The sequence below is a fragment of the Rothia sp. HSID18069 genome, assembly GCF_003989155.1.
Classification (GTDB): Bacteria; Actinomycetota; Actinomycetes; order Actinomycetales; family Micrococcaceae; genus Rothia; species Rothia aeria.
This window is the reverse complement of sequence record NZ_RBMG01000001.1, coordinates 1,270,960-1,291,259: the sequence shown is the minus strand read 5'-3', so window position 1 is coordinate 1,291,259 and position 20,300 is coordinate 1,270,960. Positions and strand designations below refer to the sequence as shown.

Sequence of the window (20,300 nt, the reverse complement as noted above, 5' to 3'; positions counted from 1 at the left end):
GAGGCACAATAGTCATCCAGGGCCTCCCTCTATCAAGGGGGTGGAATGTCTGAGAACGTAAAAAACATCTTTAATACATCTCGCTTCCAGCGGGGGAATACCGCTGATGACCGAAGCGAGAAGCCCCGCATCATGATGCATCTTGATATGGACGCATTTTTTGTCAACGTAGAGCTGCTGAATAAACCAGAATTACACGGAACTCCTATTATTGTGGCGCATGAGGGCCCGCGCTCAGTGGTATGTTCTGCTTCCTATGAGGCTCGAGACTCGGGTGTTCATTCGGGTATGCCGCTGGCACGTGCTAAACGCCTGAGCCCACAGGCAACTATTCTGCCTCTGCGGGGTGATTACGGCTTTTACTCTCGTGCGGTCATGCGAATACTGCGGGATGAAAGCCCGCTTGTGGAACAAGTAAGTGTTGATGAGGCATTCATTGATCTCACCGGTGCCACTGCCATCGGCGGATCCCCGGTTGCGATAGCACAGCGGGTGCGAGAACGTATTGCAGACGAGCTGTCTCTACCCTGCTCGGCGGGGATATCTATTAATAAGTTTCTTGCCAAAATGGCCTCAACTGGCAGTAAACCCAATGGGCTGTGGGTGGTGCCACCCCACAGGGTGCAGGAGTTCCTGGATCCTATGCCGGTTAATAAACTGTGGGGTGTGGGGGCGCGAAGCGCCACTTTGCTGAACGAATACGGAATCTACACGGTGGCACAGCTGCGTGAATTTGACGCCCAGTGGCTGTGCGGGCGTTTTGGTAATGCGGCAGGGAACCATCTCTATGCTCTTGCTCGTGGTATTGATCATCGTCCGGTGGTCACTGAACGTGTTGAGAAAAGTATGGGAGCTGAACATACCTTTGCTGCCGATACTCGCTGCGTCGCAGATATTGAGCGAGCGGTGCAGGGTATTGCTTTACGGTTGGGGCGGCGGCTGCGCGCAGCAGGGAAAACCGCCGGTGCGCTGACCATTAAATATCGTTATGAAGGTTTTGAGACACACACTAAATCTATACCCCTAACTGAGCCTGTAGATTCTGGGATGCAGATATATCGTATTGCTTGCGCCGCCCTGAGGGCGATGGGGCTTTTGATCAAAAGTTGTGATGGTCAAAAGGAACAAGCGTCACGGGCTTTACGGTTGATAGGGGTACGCGCCGAGCGGCTGCAACAATGCGCCTCTGGTGTGCAGCAGACGCTTTTTGCCTTGGACCCACAGGAAGGTGACGGTGCAGAGAAAGCTGACTGGGGTCGTGTGGAGCGTGCCCTTGACGGCATCCATACGCGATTTAGTGCAGAGGCGGTGCGCCCGGCCTCTCTGATGGGGTATACGGCGGGGCGAACACATATGCACAGGGTGCAGCATCGTCAGGGGTAAGGCAGGATGAGAGGCGTAGAAGTGCGAGCTTTTAAAGAATATACGGCTTAGAAATCCCCTGAGTGTTAAGCGTTGAGGCAGGTTCATGGGCCGCTGGGTACTCTGATGCATCCGCGGCAACGCAGGGATGTGGTGAGTGCGGCTTTTATTCTCAGTACATACACAGAGATTTAGCTCAAGAAAGAGTACCTATTGGGGGCCTAAAAGGGGTACTATGATGAACGTACGCTAGGCTACATGTGATGGTCTTGCCCCGGGGTGGATATGTGCCGACGGCAGGGCTTTTGGGCACGGTTTTAAGGAGAATGCTATGGCACTTTCGGAGCGCGAACAGAAAGTCCTTGATCAGCTTGAGGAGTTAATGCACGCCGAAGACCCGCAGTTTGCAAGTTCGATGTCTTCGACGGGCAATACCGCGCCCGTATTTAGCGCCCGCCACATGGTGCTGGGTATCCTGTGCGTGCTTGCTGGGCTGGGCATTATTATTGGGGCGGTTGCCTCAAAGATTATTCTGCTTGGTATTGTCGGCTTTATAGTTGCCGCCGGGGGCGTGTATTTTGCGACCACCAGTAAGAAAACCCCTATTGATTCGTTCTTAGGTGGTAAGGCTAAAGGTGCCTCCGCTGAGAAGGCGCAGCAACAGCGCAAACAATCGAAGCTCATGGAGCGCCTGGAAGAGCGCTGGGATGAGCGCGAACAGGGGCGTTAGTATATTTTTCTTCTTGTGATACGTCAGTGCTGGCGTGAGGTACCACCGTGGTAATAGGCTGGTACGTTTAAACCGTGTTCTACCTCAGACTTGGTGGTGGGGCGGGGCTTCCATAAGGGAGGCCCCGCCCCACTGTCCGTTAAAGGTCGCTGTACTTGCAGCTACTGTACATGCCACACCGGGGTGGTGGTACTAAGAGCCGGTATTTATCCCAAGCTAGCGTTAGCTTCTGATTATGGGTGTTTTCCCCACCGTAAGCGGTACTCACGCTGAAACTGAGGATGTTTCCTCCACTTTTCCCTCCACAATCCTCCACCGCCCCACAATAACCCGTGTAGCGGCGGGATTGTGTCTGCTGCCGCCAATAACTCTAAAACTGCCTGCGTGGAACGGGCAATGATGTGGTTTTTCAAAATATGTTGGCTATTCGTGCGTCGAATCAGCGGGTGGCGAACTCCTCAATAACGGTCCTATCTGGGGTGAAGCTGCGGGATTCAAGGGCTTGACGTGCAGGTTTATTAAAATTTGCGGGAAAATTTGGGTGCTTAAAAAGGGTTAAGTGGTGGAAAGTGGGGTAAAGTGGAGGGTAGCAGATTGTTCAAGTGCGCTGTGAGGGGGTGGGTACGTGTTTTTAGGGACGTATTCGCCTCGGTTAGACACCAAAGGGCGCATCATTCTTCCCGCGAAATTTCGTGAGGAACTTTCTGCTGGTCTAGTGCTCACCCGCGGACAGGAACGTTGCTTGTACGTGTTCTCTGCGGAAGAGTTTGAGCGTATTCACGAGCAGATGCGTTCAGCGCCACTGTCTTCACGGCAGGCTCGGGACTACATGCGTGTGTTCCTGTCGGGCGCATCTGATGAGGTGCCCGATAAGCAGGGGCGGGTCACCATCCCGGCGGCGTTGCGTGAGTACGCTCGGTTAGACCGCGAGCTTGTCGTCATCGGCGCGGGTTCCCGAGCCGAAATCTGGGACGCTCAGGCTTGGGACGAGTACCTTGCTCGTACCGAAGCTGAATTTGCACAACTGGATGAGGAGCCTTTCCCCTTCCTGTAAACCACCCCATCTGTTAGCGCATTCGCTGCGGGAGCAGATCCTAGTACGTGACCCTCAAGGAGCGAATATGAGCGCTAAGGAAAGCACCCACGCCGGTGCTCAGGGAGCGGTAGCTCCCGCACACACCCTTACGCTTACTGAAACTCCCGATGCGGGGCTTTCGAAGAAAGAAGCGAAAGAACGCCACGTACCGGTTATGCTTACCAGGTGCCTTGACCTGCTAGCCCCGGCCCTCGAACGTGAAGGGGCAGTGGTCATTGATGGGACGTTAGGAATGGGCGGGCACACCGAGGCAATGCTTGAACGTTTCCCCGAACTGCAGGTGATCGGTATCGACCGAGACCCGCAGGCGCACACTATTGCGGGGCAGCGGCTGGAGCGGTTCGGCGAGCGGTTCATCCCCGTGCACGCTGTGTACGACCAGATTGAATACGCCATGGATGTCGCCGGGGTGAATGCCGTCGATGGCGTCCTATTCGACTTGGGTGTCTCCTCTATGCAGCTGGATGAGCGTTCACGCGGGTTTGCTTATTCTTACGACGCTCCGCTCGATATGCGGATGAATAGTGAAGATGAGCTGACAGCACGCACCGTAGTGAACGAGTATCCGCTGGAGCGGCTGCAGAGAATTATCCGCACGTGGGGCGAAGAGAAGTTCGCCGCGCGGATTGCCGAACGGATCGTTGCTCAGCGGGCCGTTCAGCCGTTTGAGACCACCGGTGAGCTGGTAGCCGCTATCCAAAAGGCGGTGCCAGCAGCGGCACAACGCAAGGGCGGGCACCCTGCGAAACGCACTTTCCAGGCGCTACGCATTGAGGTGAACCACGAACTGGAGGCACTGGAACGCGCTGTGCCGGTCGCAATCGACTCGCTCTCCCTGGGCGGGCGGTTCGTGGCCATGAGCTACCACAGTTTAGAAGACAAGATCGTCAAGCGGGGCCTGAGTGCTGCCGCCACCTCTAAGGCGCCCAAAGGGTTCCCCGTGGAGCTTGACGAACATAAGCCAACGATGAAAGTTATCACGCGTGGCGCAGAGCCACCGACTGAGGCTGAAATCGCAGAGAATTCACGCGCCGCAAGCGCAAAATTGCGGGCTGGCGAGAAGATTAGGGTTACATAAATGAGCGTAACAACGAAGACCACCATGACGGGGGAGCGTAGGAACACGCCCAAACCCCCGGGTCGTAAAACACGCCCGGAAGGGACAGCTGCTGCGCCGGGCCGAGCAGGCTCCTCACACCCCGGGTCGGCTCGTCGTGCCTCCACAACTTCGACAAGCACCCGCCGCACCGCACAGAAGGAAAAAGTTGGTGCATCATCTCGGGCTGCTACCGCTGGCAGCACCACCCGAACCAGCACCCCCAGCCGGGCTCGAACAACCGAAACAGCCCGGTCTCAGGGCGCTGGTGCCATGCGCACCTCCCGGGGGGCGACCCTGCTAGACGCTCCTGCCCGTTTCTTGGCGTACACGCGCGGGGTAGCGGGAGTATTTGAGAAGCCCTCAACCGCGCAGTTCGAAGCGAATACCACCTCGGCGCGGCCTAAACCTGCTCGGGGCGGTACAGCTGGGCGCGCTGAAGTGCGTGAAGCCTCCGGTGCAAAAAAACGTGCGCCGCTGGCCCGTTCTTTACGTAAACCCACCCGCCGGGGAGGCATCATGAGCCTTCTGATGTGGGCGGTGTTTTTGGTGATCCCGCTATTTCTCATCTTTAACCTACTGATGAATATCCTAGTGGCTCAGCGTCAGTACGAACTGGTAGACATGCACGCCCAGGAGCTGGCTCTCACCCAGCAGAACGAGGCTCTGCATCAGGAGCTGGGGTACAACGAAGCTCCGCAGGATCTAGCGATCCGTGCTTCTCTGCTGAATATGTTCCCCAGCACCACCCCGGCAACTTTGGACGTGCAGAACGGTACGATTCAGGGCACCCCAACCCCAGCTGCTTCGCCCACCTCAGCTAATGGGACCCGCGGGAATCTGGTGCCAGCACCCGCGACCCGCGATAATGACCCCTCCGGGCAGAAGGCTGCGGATGCCCAGAAGCAGGCGCAGGAGAAAACCGCGAAGCAGAACCGTGAGCGGGAAGAGAAAGAGAAGCAGGAAAAGGAGAAGGCAAGTGCTGCCGCCTCGCCTTCACCCTCTGCATCTCCGCAGGGTTCACAGAGCCCGCAGCAGGCTCAGCCATCACAGGCTGCGCCTAGCGCCTCCGCGAATCGCTAATACAGTTCACACCCCGGGTAGGGGCGGTGGCGCCGATTGGTGTCACCTAATCTACTCGGGGTAGTGTTCTGTTCGGGGCAAGTTATAAGCTGCCCCGGCAGGTGCCAGAAGAGCCCGGCGATATAGGAACAACAATCCAGGAAATAGCGCAGGAATGTACCGGAAGGAACACTGTGGCCCACAAGAAAAAAGCGGTATCCTCACAGAGCGAGCGTAAACTCAGCCGACGTGGATTCATGATAGGCGCCAGCAGCACGGGGCTACTTGGCCTGCTGAGTTTACGTCTACTGTACGTTCAGGGGCTTGACCCGCAAAACCTGGCTGCAACCTCCCGGGATTCTCGAACCCGAACCCAGAAAGTTCCCGCAGTCCGCGGGCAGATTACCGATGTGAACGGGCATGTACTGGCCCGTAGTGTGCAAAGGTACAATATCATCGCGGACCAGACGATCGTGGCGGAATTTAAACGTTACGACCACTCCCAAGAGCGTGTGACAGTCACCCCCACCGAGCTGGTGTACGAGGTCACCGATATTTTGCGCACCGTGGACCCGACCATCACCGATGACTTCGTGAAGTCAAAACTTGAGGGAGACTCCCGGTATTCGGTCATTAAAACCAACGTAACCCCCGAAATTTACAATCGTATCGACGCATTAGGGGCGCCGTTCCTCTTCGGGGAAGTAATCAGCGAACGCCTGTACCCCGACGGGCCGGTGGGTGGTTCTGTGGTAGGTCGCTACCGCATCGTTGATGAAGCAGTTGAGGGTAAAGAAAACGAAACCGTTGAACGCAACCTCTCGGTAGGGATTGAGCGCACCTTCGAGAAGGAACTCGCTGGGGTGAACGGCAAACGCGTGTACGAGATCGGGGCCGACGGCGTGCGTATTCCTGTGACCCAGGAGCAGGTGAGCGAATCAGTGAACGGTAAAACCGTGCGTCTGACCCTCAACCGGGATATCCAGTACTACGCCCAGCAGGTTATGAAAGCCCGTGTAGACGAACTCAAAGCAGAATGGGGATGCGCCATTGTGATGGATGTACGCGACGGCTCAATCCTGGCACTTGCTGATTCAACAACGATGGACCCGGGCGCCGAAAAAGTTGAGAACACACAAGATATGGTGCCACGTGCCATTTCTCAGATTATTGAGCCCGGATCGACGGAGAAAATCCTCACCGCATCAGCGCTCATTGAGAAAGGCATTACCACCCCCACCGATACATATGATGTGCCCGCCACCCTCACCGTTAACGGGCAAACCTTCAAAGATGCTTTTGAGCACCCCGCGCAACGCCGCACGTTCTCGGGTATTATTACCGATTCGATGAACACCGGAACTGTGCTGGTTGGCCAGAAGATGCCCAAAGAAGAGCGCTATGAGTGGCTGAAAAAATACGGTATGGGCGAGTTCACAGGTATTGATATTGCCGGGGAGCAGCAGGGCCTAGTCTCCGATTGGAAAACCTGGGACGGACGCCAGGAATTCACGGTGTTTTTCGGCCAGGGCCTTGCACAGACCCCGCTTCAGACCGCTATGGTTTTTCAAGCCGTAGGTAACCTGGGGGTTAAAGTGAAGCCACGGATTGTGGATGCGATTATCGACCCCGACGGCACCGAGCATAAGGTTCCCGTAGAGGGCGCCCAGCGTGTGGTGAGTGAAAAAACCGCCCGAGACTGCCTGACCCTCATGGAGAATGTGGTGACTAAGGGGCAAGCGAAACTTGCCCAGGTCAACGGGTACCGTGTCGGGGGTAAAACCGGTACCGCAGAGGCGCCCAGCGAAAAAGGCGGCTATGAGGGATACACCACATCTTTCATTGGTGTAGCACCCATTGAGAACCCCCGGTTTATGGTGAGTATCACCCTGCAGCGCCCCAAAGGTGAGGTGGGAACTATCGGCGGCACCGGGCAATTCTCCCAAATCATGGAGCGAGTTCTGCACACCTACAATATTCCGCACTCCACCACCGAGCCACATATTATCCCCATTTTTGCGGATGGTAAGAACAGCGGCTAGTCTCGTGAGGGTGCCGAGCACCCGTTGGCTCATTACAATGAGAAGGTACCAATCGCCCCAGCCCAGCTGTGGCACATCACAAGACGATAAATAGGGCGCCCCATGCGCGAAGGAAGAAGGACAATGAACGGCGAACAGCCCGGTGAGAAACTCTCAGACGAAGCTATGCCCGGCGAAGAGCTGTTCGGCAAAGATGCCCAGAACTTACGGCCCCGCCTAACCACAGGCTACCCGCTAGATACGCTCATTCAGAAGCTGCAAAACCTTGAGGCACAGCCGCACCTAGCCCTATCCGGTTCCCGAAACGTGACCGGTATCAGTATGGACTCACGCTCCGTACGCGAGGGGGATCTATATGTAGCGCTGCCAGGTGCTAAAACACACGGAGCTAGTTTCGCTGCAGCTGCTGTAGCCGCAGGCGCAGCGGGTATTCTTACTGACGCTCAGGGGCAGCGCATTATTGCTGAGGCGCACCTTGATTTAGCAGATACTGCGCTTATTATTGGCACAGATTTACGCCGGGTGCTGGGTTCCTTGGCGGCTTTCATCTACGGTTCAAACGACTACCCGCAACTGCAGCGGTTCGCGGTGACCGGAACAAACGGGAAAACTACCACCACCTATATGCTTGAATCCGTTTTCCGTGCCGCTCTGGGCGTCAAAACCGGGTTGGTCGGTACCATCCAAATCCTTATTGACGGTGTGTCGATTCCCTCCGCGATGACCACCCCCGAATCTGTGCATGTGCACGCCCTGCTGTCTCTCATGGGCCAGCGTGGAGTACGTTGTGCAGCTATGGAAGTCTCTTCCCACGCCATTGATTATCGCCGCGTTGACGGGGTGCGTTATGCAATGAGTGGTTTCACAAACCTCACCCAAGACCACCTAGACCTACACGGTGGGATGGAAGAATACTTTGACTCAAAAGCACAGCTGTTCACCCCTGAACGTACTGAACGGGCCGTGATCACCGCAGACGATCCATGGGGGCAGCGGATGCTTGTTCGCGCACAACAGCAGCTGGGTGCGCAAAACACAATTCGGTTGCTGACCAATCACGGTGCCGGGTTAGAAGCGGTACCGGCAGATTTTGGTGTCAACGATTGGGCTGTCACTGAGGTGATGGCTCAAGGGTTAGGGCATACCTTCGTACTTGCTAACGGGGCTGGGGAGCGTGTTCAGGCTCGTACCGGACTTCCCGCAGATTTTAACGTTTCCAATGCGGCCCTGGCGGCGCTTATGGCCTGGCTCAGCACAAGCGAAGAAGAGAGAGAGCCGTTGGCGGCTGCGCTCGCCAGTGGGGAGGCACTCACCCCGGTAGTTCCTGGTCGAATGCAGCTTATTGGGCACAGCCCCCACACTATTGTTGATTTTGCGCATAATCCTGACGGGCTAATCCGTGCGTTAGAGGCGATGGACCGCCCCGGTGAGGGCCGAGTCATTATCGTGTTCGGTGCTACCGGTGAACGTGATCAAGGCAAGCGCCCCATCATGGGTGAGATCGCTGCCCGCTACGCAGATATTGTTATTGTGACCGATGACGATCCGCATGGGGAAGACCCGGCCCCCATTCGCGAGGCTGTTGCTGCCGGTGCGCAGCAAGCTATCGCCGCTGGGGCGCGGGCTCATGAAGTACATAATATTGCCCCGCGTGCTAGGGCTATTGCGCAGGCCATCGATATGGCCACCCCTGACGATGCCGTGCTCATTGCGGGCCGCGGCCATGAAACAGCCCAAGATGTAGCTGGGGTAGACGTGCAGCTGGATGACCGTATTGAAGTGGCCCGCGCCATGGTTACTCGCGGATTTGAGATTCTGCCAGATTATCGGCGTATGCTGGAAGAAAACGCTGAGGATAAGAAATAATGATTAAACTAAGTGCCGCCGAGATTATCCAGGCGACCGGAGGTGCCGCGCTCGGGCTTCAAGACCCCGAGACGGTCTTCTGTACCTTCGCCACTACTGATTCACGGGAAGTAGTCCCCGGTACCCTTTTTATTGCGAAACCGGGAGAAAGTACCGACGGGCACCGTTTTGTTGCCGCGGCTTTTAACTCTGGTGCTTCCTTAGCCCTTGTGGAGCGGCCCGTTACCGCTGAGCCTTCAGGTGAGCTGTATCCTGCCGTGCAGGTGGATGATGCGGTACTGGCGATGGGGCGCTTGGCGGCATACGCTATCGAGAAGATGCGTAGTCTTGGTCCCGTGGAAGTCATTGGGATTACTGGTTCCGCAGGGAAAACCACCACCAAAGACTTGCTGGCAGCTATTTTTGGTGCCGAGGGTGCTACGGTGGCTCCCGTGGGCTCCTATAACGGTGAGGTTGGGGTGCCGCTGACGGTATTCCGTGCGGATGAAACCACCCGGTACTTGGTTATTGAAATGGGTGCCGACCATGTAGGCAATATTGAGTACCTGGCGAATATCGTACAGCCGGACTACGGGGTTATCTTAAAGGTCGGTACCGCCCATGCGGGCGAGTTCGGCGGGGTAGACAATATTGAACGCACCAAAGGTGAACTGGCCGAAGGCATCCGCGCCGGTGGGGCGCTCGCCCTCAACGCTGACGATGAGCGTGTGCTGCGCATGGCAGCGCGTGCGTGTGTTCCCGTCACCTATTTCGGGGTGGGGGATAAGCCACAGTACGAGCGGTATGTGGCGGCCCTGAACTTGAGCACGAATGATGCGGGGTGCCCGGAATTCACTCTGCGGCTGCCCAACGGGCAGGAACACCTGGTGTCGTCACAATTAATTGGTGAGCATCATGTGCATAACCTGCTGGCGGCCGCAACTATTGCGTATAACGCTGGCATCGCGGGGGACAGGATAGCTCACGCGCTCAATACCAGCGGTGCTGTGTCTAAATGGCGTATGGCCCGCACCGACCGCTCTGATGGGGTGAGCATCATTAACGATGCGTACAACGCGAACCCGGAGTCAATGTCGGCTGCGCTACGAACTCTGGCGCAGCTGGGCCGCGGCAGCGAGCCGCGCCGCACCTGGGCCGTGCTGGGGGCGATGCTGGAACTGGGAGAAAGCAGCGTCGAAGAGCACGACCATATTGGGCGGCTTGCAGTGCGGCTCAATATTTCTAAGCTAATCGCCGTGGGAGACACTGCCAAACCAATCTACAATGCCGCGCACCTGGAAGGTTCCTGGGGTAATGAGGCCACCTGGGTACAGACCCCGCAGCAGGCATTGTCGGTGCTACGCGCTGAGCTGCGCCCCGGCGACATTGTGCTGTTTAAATCCTCCAACGGCGCCAAACTTGGGCAGTTGGGAGATGAGGTGGCATTCAGCAGTGACCGGTTTGGGTCCGGCTCTGAGCCTGCTCCTACCTGGTTGAGCGCTGGCGACTTTGTTGAAGTGACCGATTTGACGGGTTCTGTCGCCCCCACGGCGAGTGAGCCTGCAACCACCTCCAGCCCGGTGGCCACTACGGCCTCCGCTTCCACCACATTCACCGGCCAGGAAGGCACACGCTAGAGAATGATTACTGTGCTCATTGCGGGAGTTCTGGGTTTTGTCCTGTCATTTGGGGCGATCCCCCTGTTCATCCGCCAGATGCAGAAGCTGAAGCTGGGTCAGCTTATCCGTGACGAAGGCCCTGCTGCGCACCAGCATAAAGCGGGAACCCCCACCATGGCGGGGCTTGTCTTCATCCCCGCCGCCGTGCTCGCCTATTTCATAGCTCTGCTGCTGAGCGCCTGGTTCTACGGCACCTCCCCAGCACCCAGTGCAACAGCATGGCTGACTCTGGGGTTTACGGTAGGGATGCTCGCTGTGGGAGCGGCAGACGACATTATGAAATTCCGCAATAAGGGCAATGAGGGGCTGACGGAGATTCAGAAAACGGTCGGGCTGCTGGCCGTAACCCTGCCGTTCTCTTACTTGGCGTTCCAGTTCCCAAACTCCGCAGGGGTTACGCCCGCGTCCACAGCGGTTTCTTTTGTACGTGATTTGCCGCTGGATCTTATGGCCCCAGGGGCTATTGTGGGTACCCTACTGGTGATGGCGTGGATTAACCTGATCGCTCTCTCCGGCACTAATGCTGTGAATTTCACTGACGGCCTGGACGGCCTGGCTGGCGGGGTGATGATGACGATATTCACCGGCTATCTGGCAATGACTGTGTGGCAGTATTCGCACCGGTGTGTCTCGGCTGCTGGGGTCGGGTGCTACGACGTACGTGATGCTGGTGCCCTGGCCATGATCGCTGCAGCTTTTGTGGGGTCGCTGGGCGGGTTCCTGCTGTGGAACGTGTCGAAGGCACAGATCTTTATGGGTGATTCCGGATCACTGGCCTTAGGCGGGGCTCTTGTAGCGTTCGCTATTTTCACCCGCACCGAGCTGCTGCTACCCATTATTGCGTTGGTGCCTGTGCTAGAGGTTTTCTCGGTAATAGTGCAGAAGTTCGTTTTTAAATTTAGCCGTAAAGGCTCGGTGTCCCGCGGTGAGAAAGTTCCGCATGCACACCGTTTCTTCCGTATGACACCGTTCCACCATCACATGGAGAAGACCGGCGTGAATGGTATGTATTCTATTGATAAGAAGGGTATCGCACCCGGTACCGTCAGCAGCGGCGAGGTAAACTCGGTGTTCCGGCTGTGGGTGGTGAACGCTTTGTGCGTACTCATCGCCTTAGCCCTATTCTTTGGTGATTGGTTCTCGCAGAATACCGGGGTGATTAACTAGTGACGGAGCGGAACATGAAAACTGCTGAGCAGCTGGCCCGTATTGAGGCGAATAAGGACGCGGTAGCAACCAACCCCGTATTGAATAATCCGCGTCTTGCTGAGCTGACCAGTTGGGATGCTCCTTGGGCCGGACTTCGCGTGGTCGTGGTCGGTCTGGGGGTCTCTGGTGATGCCGCAGCTGATGTGCTGGCTCAGAAAGGTGCGCACGTAGTTGCTATTGACGCTAAAGACACCGCAGAGAAACGGGAGCGTATCCGCCTTTATGATCAGGCATACGGTCATGTGAGCGGCCTTTTCGGGCAGGAGCACATGAGCTCTTTACCCCTGGTTGATGGGCAGGAGCCGGACGTAGTGGTGGTGTCCCCAGGGATCCGCCCTGATAGCGATATTATGTTGGACGCCTATGAGCGCGGCGTTCAAGTGTGGAGCGAGGTTGAGTTGGCGTGGCGCTTAAACACGCGTGCTGGCCGTCGCAGCACCCAATGGCTGTGCCTGACCGGCACAAACGGGAAAACCACAACTGTTGGTATGGTCGATTCAATCCTCAAAGCAGCCGGACGGCATAGCGCTCAGGTGGGGAATGTGGGCCTGCCTATTGTGTATGCTGTGGCTGATGACGAAGAGTACGAATTCTTCGCTGTGGAGCTTTCAAGTTTTCAGCTGCACTGGACCTATTCGCTTTCGCCCTTGGCTTCTGTGGTGTTGAACGTTGCTGATGATCACGTGGACTGGCACGGTAGTTTTGAGGCGTATAAGGCCGCGAAGGCACGTATCTACGAGAATACGCAGGTGGCCTGCATCTTCAACGAAGACCATGCTGATACGCGTCGCATGGTTGAAGAAGCTGACGTGGTTGAGGGTGCCCGTGCGGTGAGCATCAGCAGCACCGAGATCCCGAGAGTTTCCATGCTTGGTCTGGCTGAGGATATCCTCGTGGATCGGGCGTTTTTGAAGGACCGTTACCATCAGGCCCTTGAGCTGGGGGTGCTAACTGATTTAGCGCAGGCTCCCGGTCAAGTTCCCGCGCAGCACACGGTTGAAAATGCGTTGGCGGCGGCGGCGCTGACTCGCGCGGCGGGTATAGCCCCGGAGCATGTGCGTGAGGGGTTGCGTACGTATTCCCCAGGGGCGCATCGTAACCAGTTGGTGGCCTCAGCTGGCGGAGTGCAGTGGGTGAATGACTCAAAGGCCACGAACCCGCACGCTGCAAACGCCTCCATGAGCGCCTACCCGTCGCTGGTGTGGATAGCGGGGGGCCTGTCGAAGGGTGTCACCTATGATGAGCTGGTGAAGAAGCATGCTGAACGCCTGCGTGCGGTGCTTATTATTGGTACTGATTCTGCGGCGTTGATGTCTGCCTTGGCCATCCATGCGGGGCAGGTTCCTGTGTATAACCTCACCGCGAGTGTGGCGAACCCAACGGATGGGGCGGCTGCGATGGAAGCTGCGGTTATTAGGGCTCGCGAGGTGGCTGAACCTGGCGATGTGGTGCTCATGGCCCCTGCGGCGGCTTCCATGGATCAGTTTAAGAATTATGCAGAGCGCGGTAACGCTTTTGTTGAGGCTGTGCAACGAGCCGTTGGTGAGGGTATTTCAACCACCTAAGAGCAGGTGCGGTGTTGAGCTAGACCACAAGACGCTAAGCTAATAACTGGACGGGAGTAACGGAATAAACGGGGAGATTAGTGTGAGCGGTGCATCTGGCAAGACGCAAAACACGGCGGCAGACCATCGTAAGACGCGGCGTGTGTGGCGTGATGGCGTGCTGGCCAGGCGCTATGCTTCCGCCTATGCGCGTATTTCCCGCGCTGAACTGTCATATGTGTCCCGCCTGATCCTGCTGGTGAGTGTGAGCCTGACGTTCTTCGGGTGCATTATGGTGCTGTCCGCTTCGTCGGTGCGCATGATTTCGCAGGGTATGTCCCCGTTTAACCAGGGGGAACGACAGCTGCAGTACGCCGTCGGGGGTCTTGCCCTCATGCTGGTGGTGGGGTTCCTTCCGGTGGGGTGGTATCGGCGCCGGTGGGTGCTGAACACGGCCGTGGTGTTGGGTATCCTGCTGCAGGTTGCGGTGCTTGTGGTGGGCGTTGAGGTTGGCGGTAACCGTAACTGGATTGTGCTTGGCCCGGTGCAGCTTCAGCCTTCTGAATTGTCGAAACCGATTCTTATTCTGTGGATGGCCCTCATGCTGGCTAGGCAGGGGGACGTTTCGAAGAACAGTTGGCGAGCTCTTCTCCCCGCGCTTTTTGGCTTTTTGCCGCTGGTGGGCACTATCATGTTGGGCCGAGACTTGGGTACCGCTATCGTCTACGGTGTCATCTTTATGGGAATGCTGTGGCTGGCGGGTACCCGTAACCGCACCATGTGGGTATTGGTGGGGTTCGCATTGGTACTCGCAATTTTTGCGGTTGTCATGAGTGAGAACCGTATCCAGCGTGTGTTTGGTGCTGCCGGCGTATGTGACGGGGCCACCTGTGACCAGTCGAATGCGGGTAAGGTCGCCTTGGCAACCGGCGGTTTATGGGGTGTTGGGCTCGGGCAGTCCCGCCAGAAATACAACTACCTGCCGGAAGCACATAACGACTATATTTTTGCGATTATCGGCGAGGAGCTGGGTCTAGTAGGCACCCTTGCTGTGGTGCTTTTGTATTTGGGTCTTATCTACTGTTCTGTCACTATTATGGTGCGCACTTCGGACCGTTTTGTGCGCTTGGCGGCGGGCGGTATTACGGTGTGGATTACGGCGCAGGCGCTTATTAATATGGGCATGGTCACGGGTGTGCTCCCGGTGATTGGTGTGCCTCTGCCGTTTATTTCTTATGGTGGTTCGTCTCTTCTTGCATCAATGTTTGCGGCGGGGTTATTATTTGCATTTTCGCGGCAGGCGCCGGTGTACCCGTTGCGGAGGGACCCGAACCGTAACCTTTCTCCGCGTGAGATTCGCCGTGAGAATGAGGATTGGCAGCGCCGCCTGGTTTTAGGGCAGGCAGTTGCTGAGGAGAACCGGCGTATGGTGCAGGCAGGCGGCGCATTGGGTCTTGACGTGTGGCATTGGCGCAGCCAGCTGCGGGATGCGATACATGGTTTGCTCGTATGGTTGGGCCTATCCAGTGAGCAGCGGGCGCGTGCGCATCAGCGTCGGGTCCAGCAGCGGGAGCTAGCTGCCCGTGAGGCACAGAAACAGCAGGCCGCGGAGCGTGAACGTGAGCTTCTTGAGAGGCGGCGGCTTCAACAGGCGCAAAAACAGCAGGCTCAGCGGGCAGAACGTACAGCGACCCGACGGCCTAGTGCGGCAACTTCGGGGCAACAGCGGCCCGCAACCCAGGCCCGCCCAGCTAAGCAGTCTCAGGCAGCTGACAGGAGTCGGGGAGAACGGCAGCGGCCTGAGTCAAAACGCCCCGCTGCAACTGTTTCGGGAGGCGGTGCGGCTCGCCCTCGCACTGCTTCTGAGCAGCGGCCGGGTGCTGCACGGAGCAAGACCCAAGGCACAGCGAAGCAAGGGGCGCCTCGTCGTCAGGATGCGCGGCGTACTGCCGTGCGCGGCTCGCAGGCTCAGGGGAGTAACCATACTCAGGGCAAAACTCAGCCCCAGGCGGCGCGTACGCGCCGTCCGCAACGCACTGCTTCGCTCCCGGAGGGCCTGCGTCCGTTGCATGGGGGCGCTCCGAAGAATGCGGCATCAAAGCCCCGTCATGGTTCCGGGAAAACCCCACGGGAGTCAGGCTCAGCTGCGGCGGGCCAGCGGCGCACCATAAGGCAGGGCAGCAGCCCCCAAAAGCGTGGCGGGTCACCCGGCAGGTCGAAAAATACTGGCCAAAGTGCACAGGGCAATCGTTCCAATCCTCGGCGCTAGAGAAAGCAGCATTGGTGCTTTCACACCCGGTTCTGTGTACGTTGAGATCCGACAGTAAGGGGCAGCGTCGCGTTAAAATATAGGTCTGTTTTGCCGGATGAGGAGGGTGTATTGCATGTTGTACGGGGACGGTTTGTGCCGTGTCTGATGCCGTAGAATGGGGAAGAACCGATTTTTAGGGAGATTTTTATGTCTAAGGCACCTTCTGTGGTTTTTGCTGGGGGCGGCACGGCAGGGCACATTAACCCGATGCTTGCTATCGCCCGCGAGATCCGTAAGATAGAGCCAACTGCGAAGATTACGATGCTTGGTACGGCTGATAAATTGGAGGCCCAGCTGGTTCCGGCAGCTGGTTTCGATATTGAGTTCATCCCCAAGGCTCCGTTACCGCGTTCGTTGAATAAAGAGGCTTTTGCGTTCCCCGGAAGATTCTTGGGTGGTATTCGTAAGGCGCACGAGGTTTTTAAACAAGTGGATGCGGATGTCGTGGTGGGCGTGGGCGGGTATGTGTGCCCTCCAGCTTATATGTGTGCGGCTAAGGAACGTATCCCGATTATTATTCATGAGGCGAATGCGGCCCCGGGGTGGGCTAATAAGCTGGGCGGGCGCTTTGCGGAGTTTGTGGGGGTGGCGTTTCCTAATACGCCGTTCCGCGGCGCTGAGCTGGTGGGGATGCCCATGAGTGATGAGATTGCGAACTTAGACCGTAAGACGCAGCGTTCTGAGGCGATGCGCAGGTTGGGGCTGGATGAGTCGCTGCCGACGGTGATAGTGACTGGTGGTTCCCTGGGGGCACTAACGCTCAATAAAGCGGTGGAGGCTAATATTGATGCTCTCGCCGACTGGGGGTTTCAGGTGTTGCACATTACGGGTAAGGGCAAAGCTATCCTGGATGAGCAGGGTAATCCGCGCACCGCGAAGAATTATCACCAGATGGAGTTTTGCACCAGCATGCAGGATGTGTACGCCGCTGCTGATCTTTTGGTGGTGCGTTCGGGTGCGGCGACCGTGAGTGAGGTTGCTGCCGTGGGGGTTCCTGCTGTTTTTGTGCCGTTGCCGCATGGTAATGGTGAGCAGAGTTTAAATATTCGCCCTCTTCTTGAGGAAGGAGCAGCTCGCCTGGTGGAGGACCAGGATGCCACCGCTGAGTGGTTTGCGAGCGAGATTCCGGCTTTAATGGCGGATTCGGCGTTATTAGAGCGGATGGCGCAGAAGGCATATAAGTTGGGTATCCGCGATGCTGCGCGGGTTATGGCTGAACGGACATTGAAAGCGGTTAAACACAGTGACTGAGTTAATGAACCTTGATCTGGTGCTTCCTGCACCGTTGAATCCGCCGTTTCCTGAACGGGCACGGGTTGCTGATTTAGGGCGTGTGCATTTTGTGGGTGTTGGTGGCGCGGGGATGAGCGCTATCGCATTGCTAATGGCTCAGTTGGGTGTTCCGGTCAGTGGGTCGGACCGTGCCGAGTCGGCTAACCTTCAGTCGTTGCGACAGGCTGGGGTGCGTGTATCGGTTCCGCAGGATGCCGTGAATATTCATGACGTGGATACTGTGGTTATTTCGACTGCTATCCATGAGGATAACCCTGAACTGGTGAAGGCCCGTGAGCTGGGGCTGCCGGTTTTGCATCGTTCTGAGGCGCTTGCCGCAGTGATGGGGGACTCCCAGGTGGTCGCGGTGGCTGGTACGCACGGTAAGAGCACCACCAGTTCCATGATTTCGGTCATGTTTGATGGGCTGAATGCGAAACCGTCGTTTGCGGTGGGTACTGTGATCGCCGGGTTTGGTACGAATGCCCGGCTGGGCACCATAGGCCCCGGATCGTGGTTCGTAGCTGAGGCTGACGAGTCTGACGGCTCATTTGTACGCTACCGCCCGAAGGTTGCGGTGGTGACGAATATTGAACCGGACCATATTGATTTTTATGGCACTGCTGAGCGGGTGTATGAGGCGTTTAACCGGTTTGTGGCCTCAATGGTTCCTGATGGGGTGCTGATTACGTGCGCGGATGATGCTGGCGCTGTTTCGCTGGCTCAGCGCAGTCGGGCGGCTGGCCTTCAGGTGCTCACATATGGTGAATCTGAAGATGCCGATGTGCGTTTATCACAGATTACAAGTCATGGTTCACAGTCGTCATCGGTGTTAAGCTGGTCGTTTGATCTTGCGGGGCAGCACTATTCGGGTGAGCAGGAGCTCAACCTGCAGGTTCCCGGTGTCCATAATCAGCTCAATGCTGCGGCGTCGTTTGCGACGGCGCTGGTTGCTGGGGCACGCCCGGCGGATGCTGCCAGTGCACTGGGTGGCTTTGTGGGCGCGGATCGTCGGTTCACACTGCGGGGAGAAATAGCCGGGATTAAGGTTTTTGACGACTACGCCCACCACCCTACAGAGGTGTTGTGCGCTTTGCAGACGGGGCGTACTGTTGCGGGTGGACATAATCTGTATGTTGTATTCCAGCCGCACCTATTTTCACGCACTAAGGAGTTTGCTCAGGAGTTTGCTCAGGCGCTGTCCTTGGCGGACAGGGCATATGTGCTTGATATTTACCCGGCGCGTGAGGAACCCATTGAAGGTGTAACGAGCGAGTTAATTACCGGTGCCGGGTTCTCTGAGGTGCACTACGCCTCTGATGCTACGGTAGCTATTGATGACATTGTGACGTGCGCTAGCGCGGGGGATATTGTGATGACGGTGGGGGCGGGCGATGTTACCGCACTCGGGGAGCGTTTCTTGGAGGCTCTCACCTCGCGTCATGGTGCCTCTGATGAAGGTGATGCTGGTACCGAGTAGAACGGATAGAGTGTAGCGGAAGGCTGGTATGGGCGAAGAAGAACAGAAACGGAAGGGATCGCCGGAGCATCGTAATGCCCCGGCGGGGGCTCCGCGTGTGCCTGTACACCGCCGACTAAAAAAGAAATCGGCGGCAGACGGTTCGTCCCCTGCAGCACCTGCCGAGCAGAAACAACAGGTGAATAACCCTCGCCCTGCCTCTGCTGCATCCGCAGATTCTGCTGCTCAAAAGCGGAAGGTATCTGAACCTGATGCACCGGAAAGTTCAGCGGGTCAGCAACCAGCCGCACGACGGGCTGAGCCCATGCCAAAGCCCCGTAACCCTAGGGCTCGTGTTTTACCTCCTCATGTCATCGCTACGGAGGTGCAAGAGGGCACCGCACAAAGGGAAGCTGAGACACCTGCAGAGGCGTCGGTAGGCGATGTAGCCTCTGGACGGCAAAAGCCGTCTAGGGAGGCTTCACAGTCGTCTCAGAAGCATGAACCAAGTGATGCTCTCCCGTCCTTGCCTGACGCCGCAGATGAATCCACCGGGAAACGGGAGCCTGCCGTCTCTCAACCCGAGGAGAAAAGCTCGGGACAGAGTCGTTTTGGTCGTTGGCGGGCAGACCGGGAGCAGCAGCGCGAGGCTGAGATTGCGCGTGAGAATGAGCGGGTGCGGGAACATAACAGGCGTGAGCAGATACGTCGCGATCCCGCTCTGGATGGTTTACGTGCTGAAGATAAGGTTGAGCCGGAGCGTGCTCCGCTCTCGCGTATGCGTAAGCTGGCTTATACCGCGTTGGCTCTGGTGCTGGTGGTGGCACTCTATATTGGCGTGGTATTTTTCTCTCCGTTGTTGGCGGTTGAGAAGATTACGGTGCGGGGTGCCTCTTTGATGGACAGCGCACAGGTTGAACAGAAGCTGAGCTCGCTGCGGGGGGTTCCGTTATCACGGGTGAGCGAGGACCGGGTGCGTGAGCTGGTTGGCTCTGACGGGGCTTTGCGCGGGGTCCAGATGGAGATTCGCCCCCCGCATGAGCTGGTGGTGACGGTAAAGGAGCGTGTGCCGATCGCTGCGGTGAAACGCGGCGAGAAATATGCGCTGGTGGATAATGAGGGGCAGACCCTGCGCGAGGTTGATTCAGCACAGCAAGCCGGTGTTCCTATAGTTCAGGTTGAAGATGAAAATCTGTCGCAGAGCGCCGCATTCCGCATTATCTCGAATGTGTTGGTGACCTTACCAACGTCGCTGTTAGCGGAGGTCTCTGAAGTAAAAGCTGACTCCACCTCAAGCATAACTCTCATCTTGAAGGATAAGGTTACAGTGCTATGGGGTACCTCACAGGAGAATGAAGTTAAAGCTAAGGTTTTAACTAAGCTGCTGGAAGCTACTCGGTCTGAAGATTCGCAGTCGAGCGGGGCGCAGGGGCAGGGGAAGAAAATTTCTGTGTATGATGTTTCTTCACCGCTTCTGCCGGTGACTCGGTAGGTGCTATCTTCAAGTTGGGGTTTAGACAGATGTAATTTTTTGGCTAAATCCCCACAAATTTGGGTGTCAGTACACCCCGCAACTAGGAACCTGGTGAATCT

At 57.1% G+C, this 20,300-nt stretch carries 14 protein-coding genes; all 14 read left to right on the top strand.

All coding sequences use genetic code 11. The features are described 5' to 3' along the window. The first annotated feature begins 45 nt into the window (after positions 1 to 45). The 14 genes from dinB (at position 46) to D8M41_RS05535 (ending at position 20,199) form a co-directional block, all read left to right on the top strand. Positions 46 to 1,383 carry a DNA polymerase IV gene (gene dinB, locus D8M41_RS05600; protein WP_174232410.1) on the top strand — a complete coding sequence of 446 codons (1,338 nt, stop codon included), beginning with the start codon at positions 46 to 48 and terminating at the stop codon, positions 1,381 to 1,383. Positions 1,384 to 1,693: 310 nt separating this feature from the next. Next, a complete protein-coding gene (locus D8M41_RS05595) occupies positions 1,694 to 2,092 on the top strand; it encodes a DUF3040 domain-containing protein (RefSeq protein WP_023134584.1) in 399 nt (132 codons plus the stop codon). 625 nt (positions 2,093 to 2,717) lie between these two features. Continuing rightward, on the top strand, positions 2,718 to 3,146 hold the full coding sequence (gene mraZ, locus D8M41_RS05590; protein WP_006888897.1) for a division/cell wall cluster transcriptional repressor MraZ: 429 nt from the start codon (positions 2,718 to 2,720) through the stop codon (positions 3,144 to 3,146). A 67-nt stretch (positions 3,147 to 3,213) separates the two neighbouring features. Next, entirely contained in the window at positions 3,214 to 4,266 is a 1,053-nt protein-coding gene (gene rsmH / locus D8M41_RS05585; protein WP_126926541.1) for a 16S rRNA (cytosine(1402)-N(4))-methyltransferase RsmH, read from the top strand. Then, complete coding sequence (locus D8M41_RS05580; protein WP_126926540.1) at positions 4,267 to 5,367, top strand: hypothetical protein; 1,101 nt, start codon at positions 4,267 to 4,269, stop codon at positions 5,365 to 5,367. It abuts the gene before it with no gap. Positions 5,368 to 5,540: 173 nt separating this feature from the next. Beyond that, positions 5,541 to 7,388, top strand: coding sequence for a peptidoglycan D,D-transpeptidase FtsI family protein (locus D8M41_RS05575; RefSeq protein ID WP_006888847.1), 1,848 nt, complete (start codon positions 5,541 to 5,543; stop codon positions 7,386 to 7,388). Between the two features lie 123 nt (positions 7,389 to 7,511). After that, the gene (locus tag D8M41_RS05570) at positions 7,512 to 9,254 is read left to right on the top strand and encodes a UDP-N-acetylmuramoyl-L-alanyl-D-glutamate--2,6-diaminopimelate ligase (RefSeq protein ID WP_126926539.1); all 1,743 of its coding nucleotides are present in this window, start codon (positions 7,512 to 7,514) and stop codon (positions 9,252 to 9,254) included. After that, positions 9,254 to 10,870 carry a UDP-N-acetylmuramoyl-tripeptide--D-alanyl-D-alanine ligase gene (locus D8M41_RS05565; RefSeq protein ID WP_094757988.1) on the top strand — a complete coding sequence of 539 codons (1,617 nt, stop codon included), beginning with the start codon at positions 9,254 to 9,256 and terminating at the stop codon, positions 10,868 to 10,870. The genes D8M41_RS05570 and D8M41_RS05565 overlap by 1 nt, the downstream gene beginning before the upstream one ends. Before the next feature lie 3 nt (positions 10,871 to 10,873). Beyond that, positions 10,874 to 12,079: a phospho-N-acetylmuramoyl-pentapeptide-transferase gene (mraY, locus tag D8M41_RS05560; protein WP_126926538.1), complete on the top strand. Its 1,206-nt coding sequence runs from the start codon at positions 10,874 to 10,876 to the stop codon at positions 12,077 to 12,079. Between the two features lie 14 nt (positions 12,080 to 12,093). Beyond that, positions 12,094 to 13,686: a UDP-N-acetylmuramoyl-L-alanine--D-glutamate ligase gene (murD, locus tag D8M41_RS05555; protein ID WP_126926537.1), complete on the top strand. Its 1,593-nt coding sequence runs from the start codon at positions 12,094 to 12,096 to the stop codon at positions 13,684 to 13,686. Positions 13,687 to 13,768: 82 nt separating this feature from the next. Then, complete coding sequence (locus tag D8M41_RS05550; protein ID WP_051122128.1) at positions 13,769 to 15,934, top strand: FtsW/RodA/SpoVE family cell cycle protein; 2,166 nt, start codon at positions 13,769 to 13,771, stop codon at positions 15,932 to 15,934. A 189-nt stretch (positions 15,935 to 16,123) separates the two neighbouring features. Then, entirely contained in the window at positions 16,124 to 17,227 is a 1,104-nt protein-coding gene (murG, locus tag D8M41_RS05545; RefSeq protein ID WP_006888831.1) for an undecaprenyldiphospho-muramoylpentapeptide beta-N-acetylglucosaminyltransferase, read from the top strand. 4 nt (positions 17,228 to 17,231) lie between these two features. Next, positions 17,232 to 18,728 (top strand): UDP-N-acetylmuramate--L-alanine ligase, encoded by a 1,497-nt coding sequence (gene murC / locus D8M41_RS05540; RefSeq protein WP_006888931.1) that lies wholly within the window; start codon positions 17,232 to 17,234, stop codon positions 18,726 to 18,728. 28 nt (positions 18,729 to 18,756) lie between these two features. Then, entirely contained in the window at positions 18,757 to 20,199 is a 1,443-nt protein-coding gene (locus tag D8M41_RS05535) for a cell division protein FtsQ/DivIB (RefSeq protein ID WP_232617570.1), read from the top strand. Positions 20,200 to 20,300 lie beyond the last annotated feature (101 nt).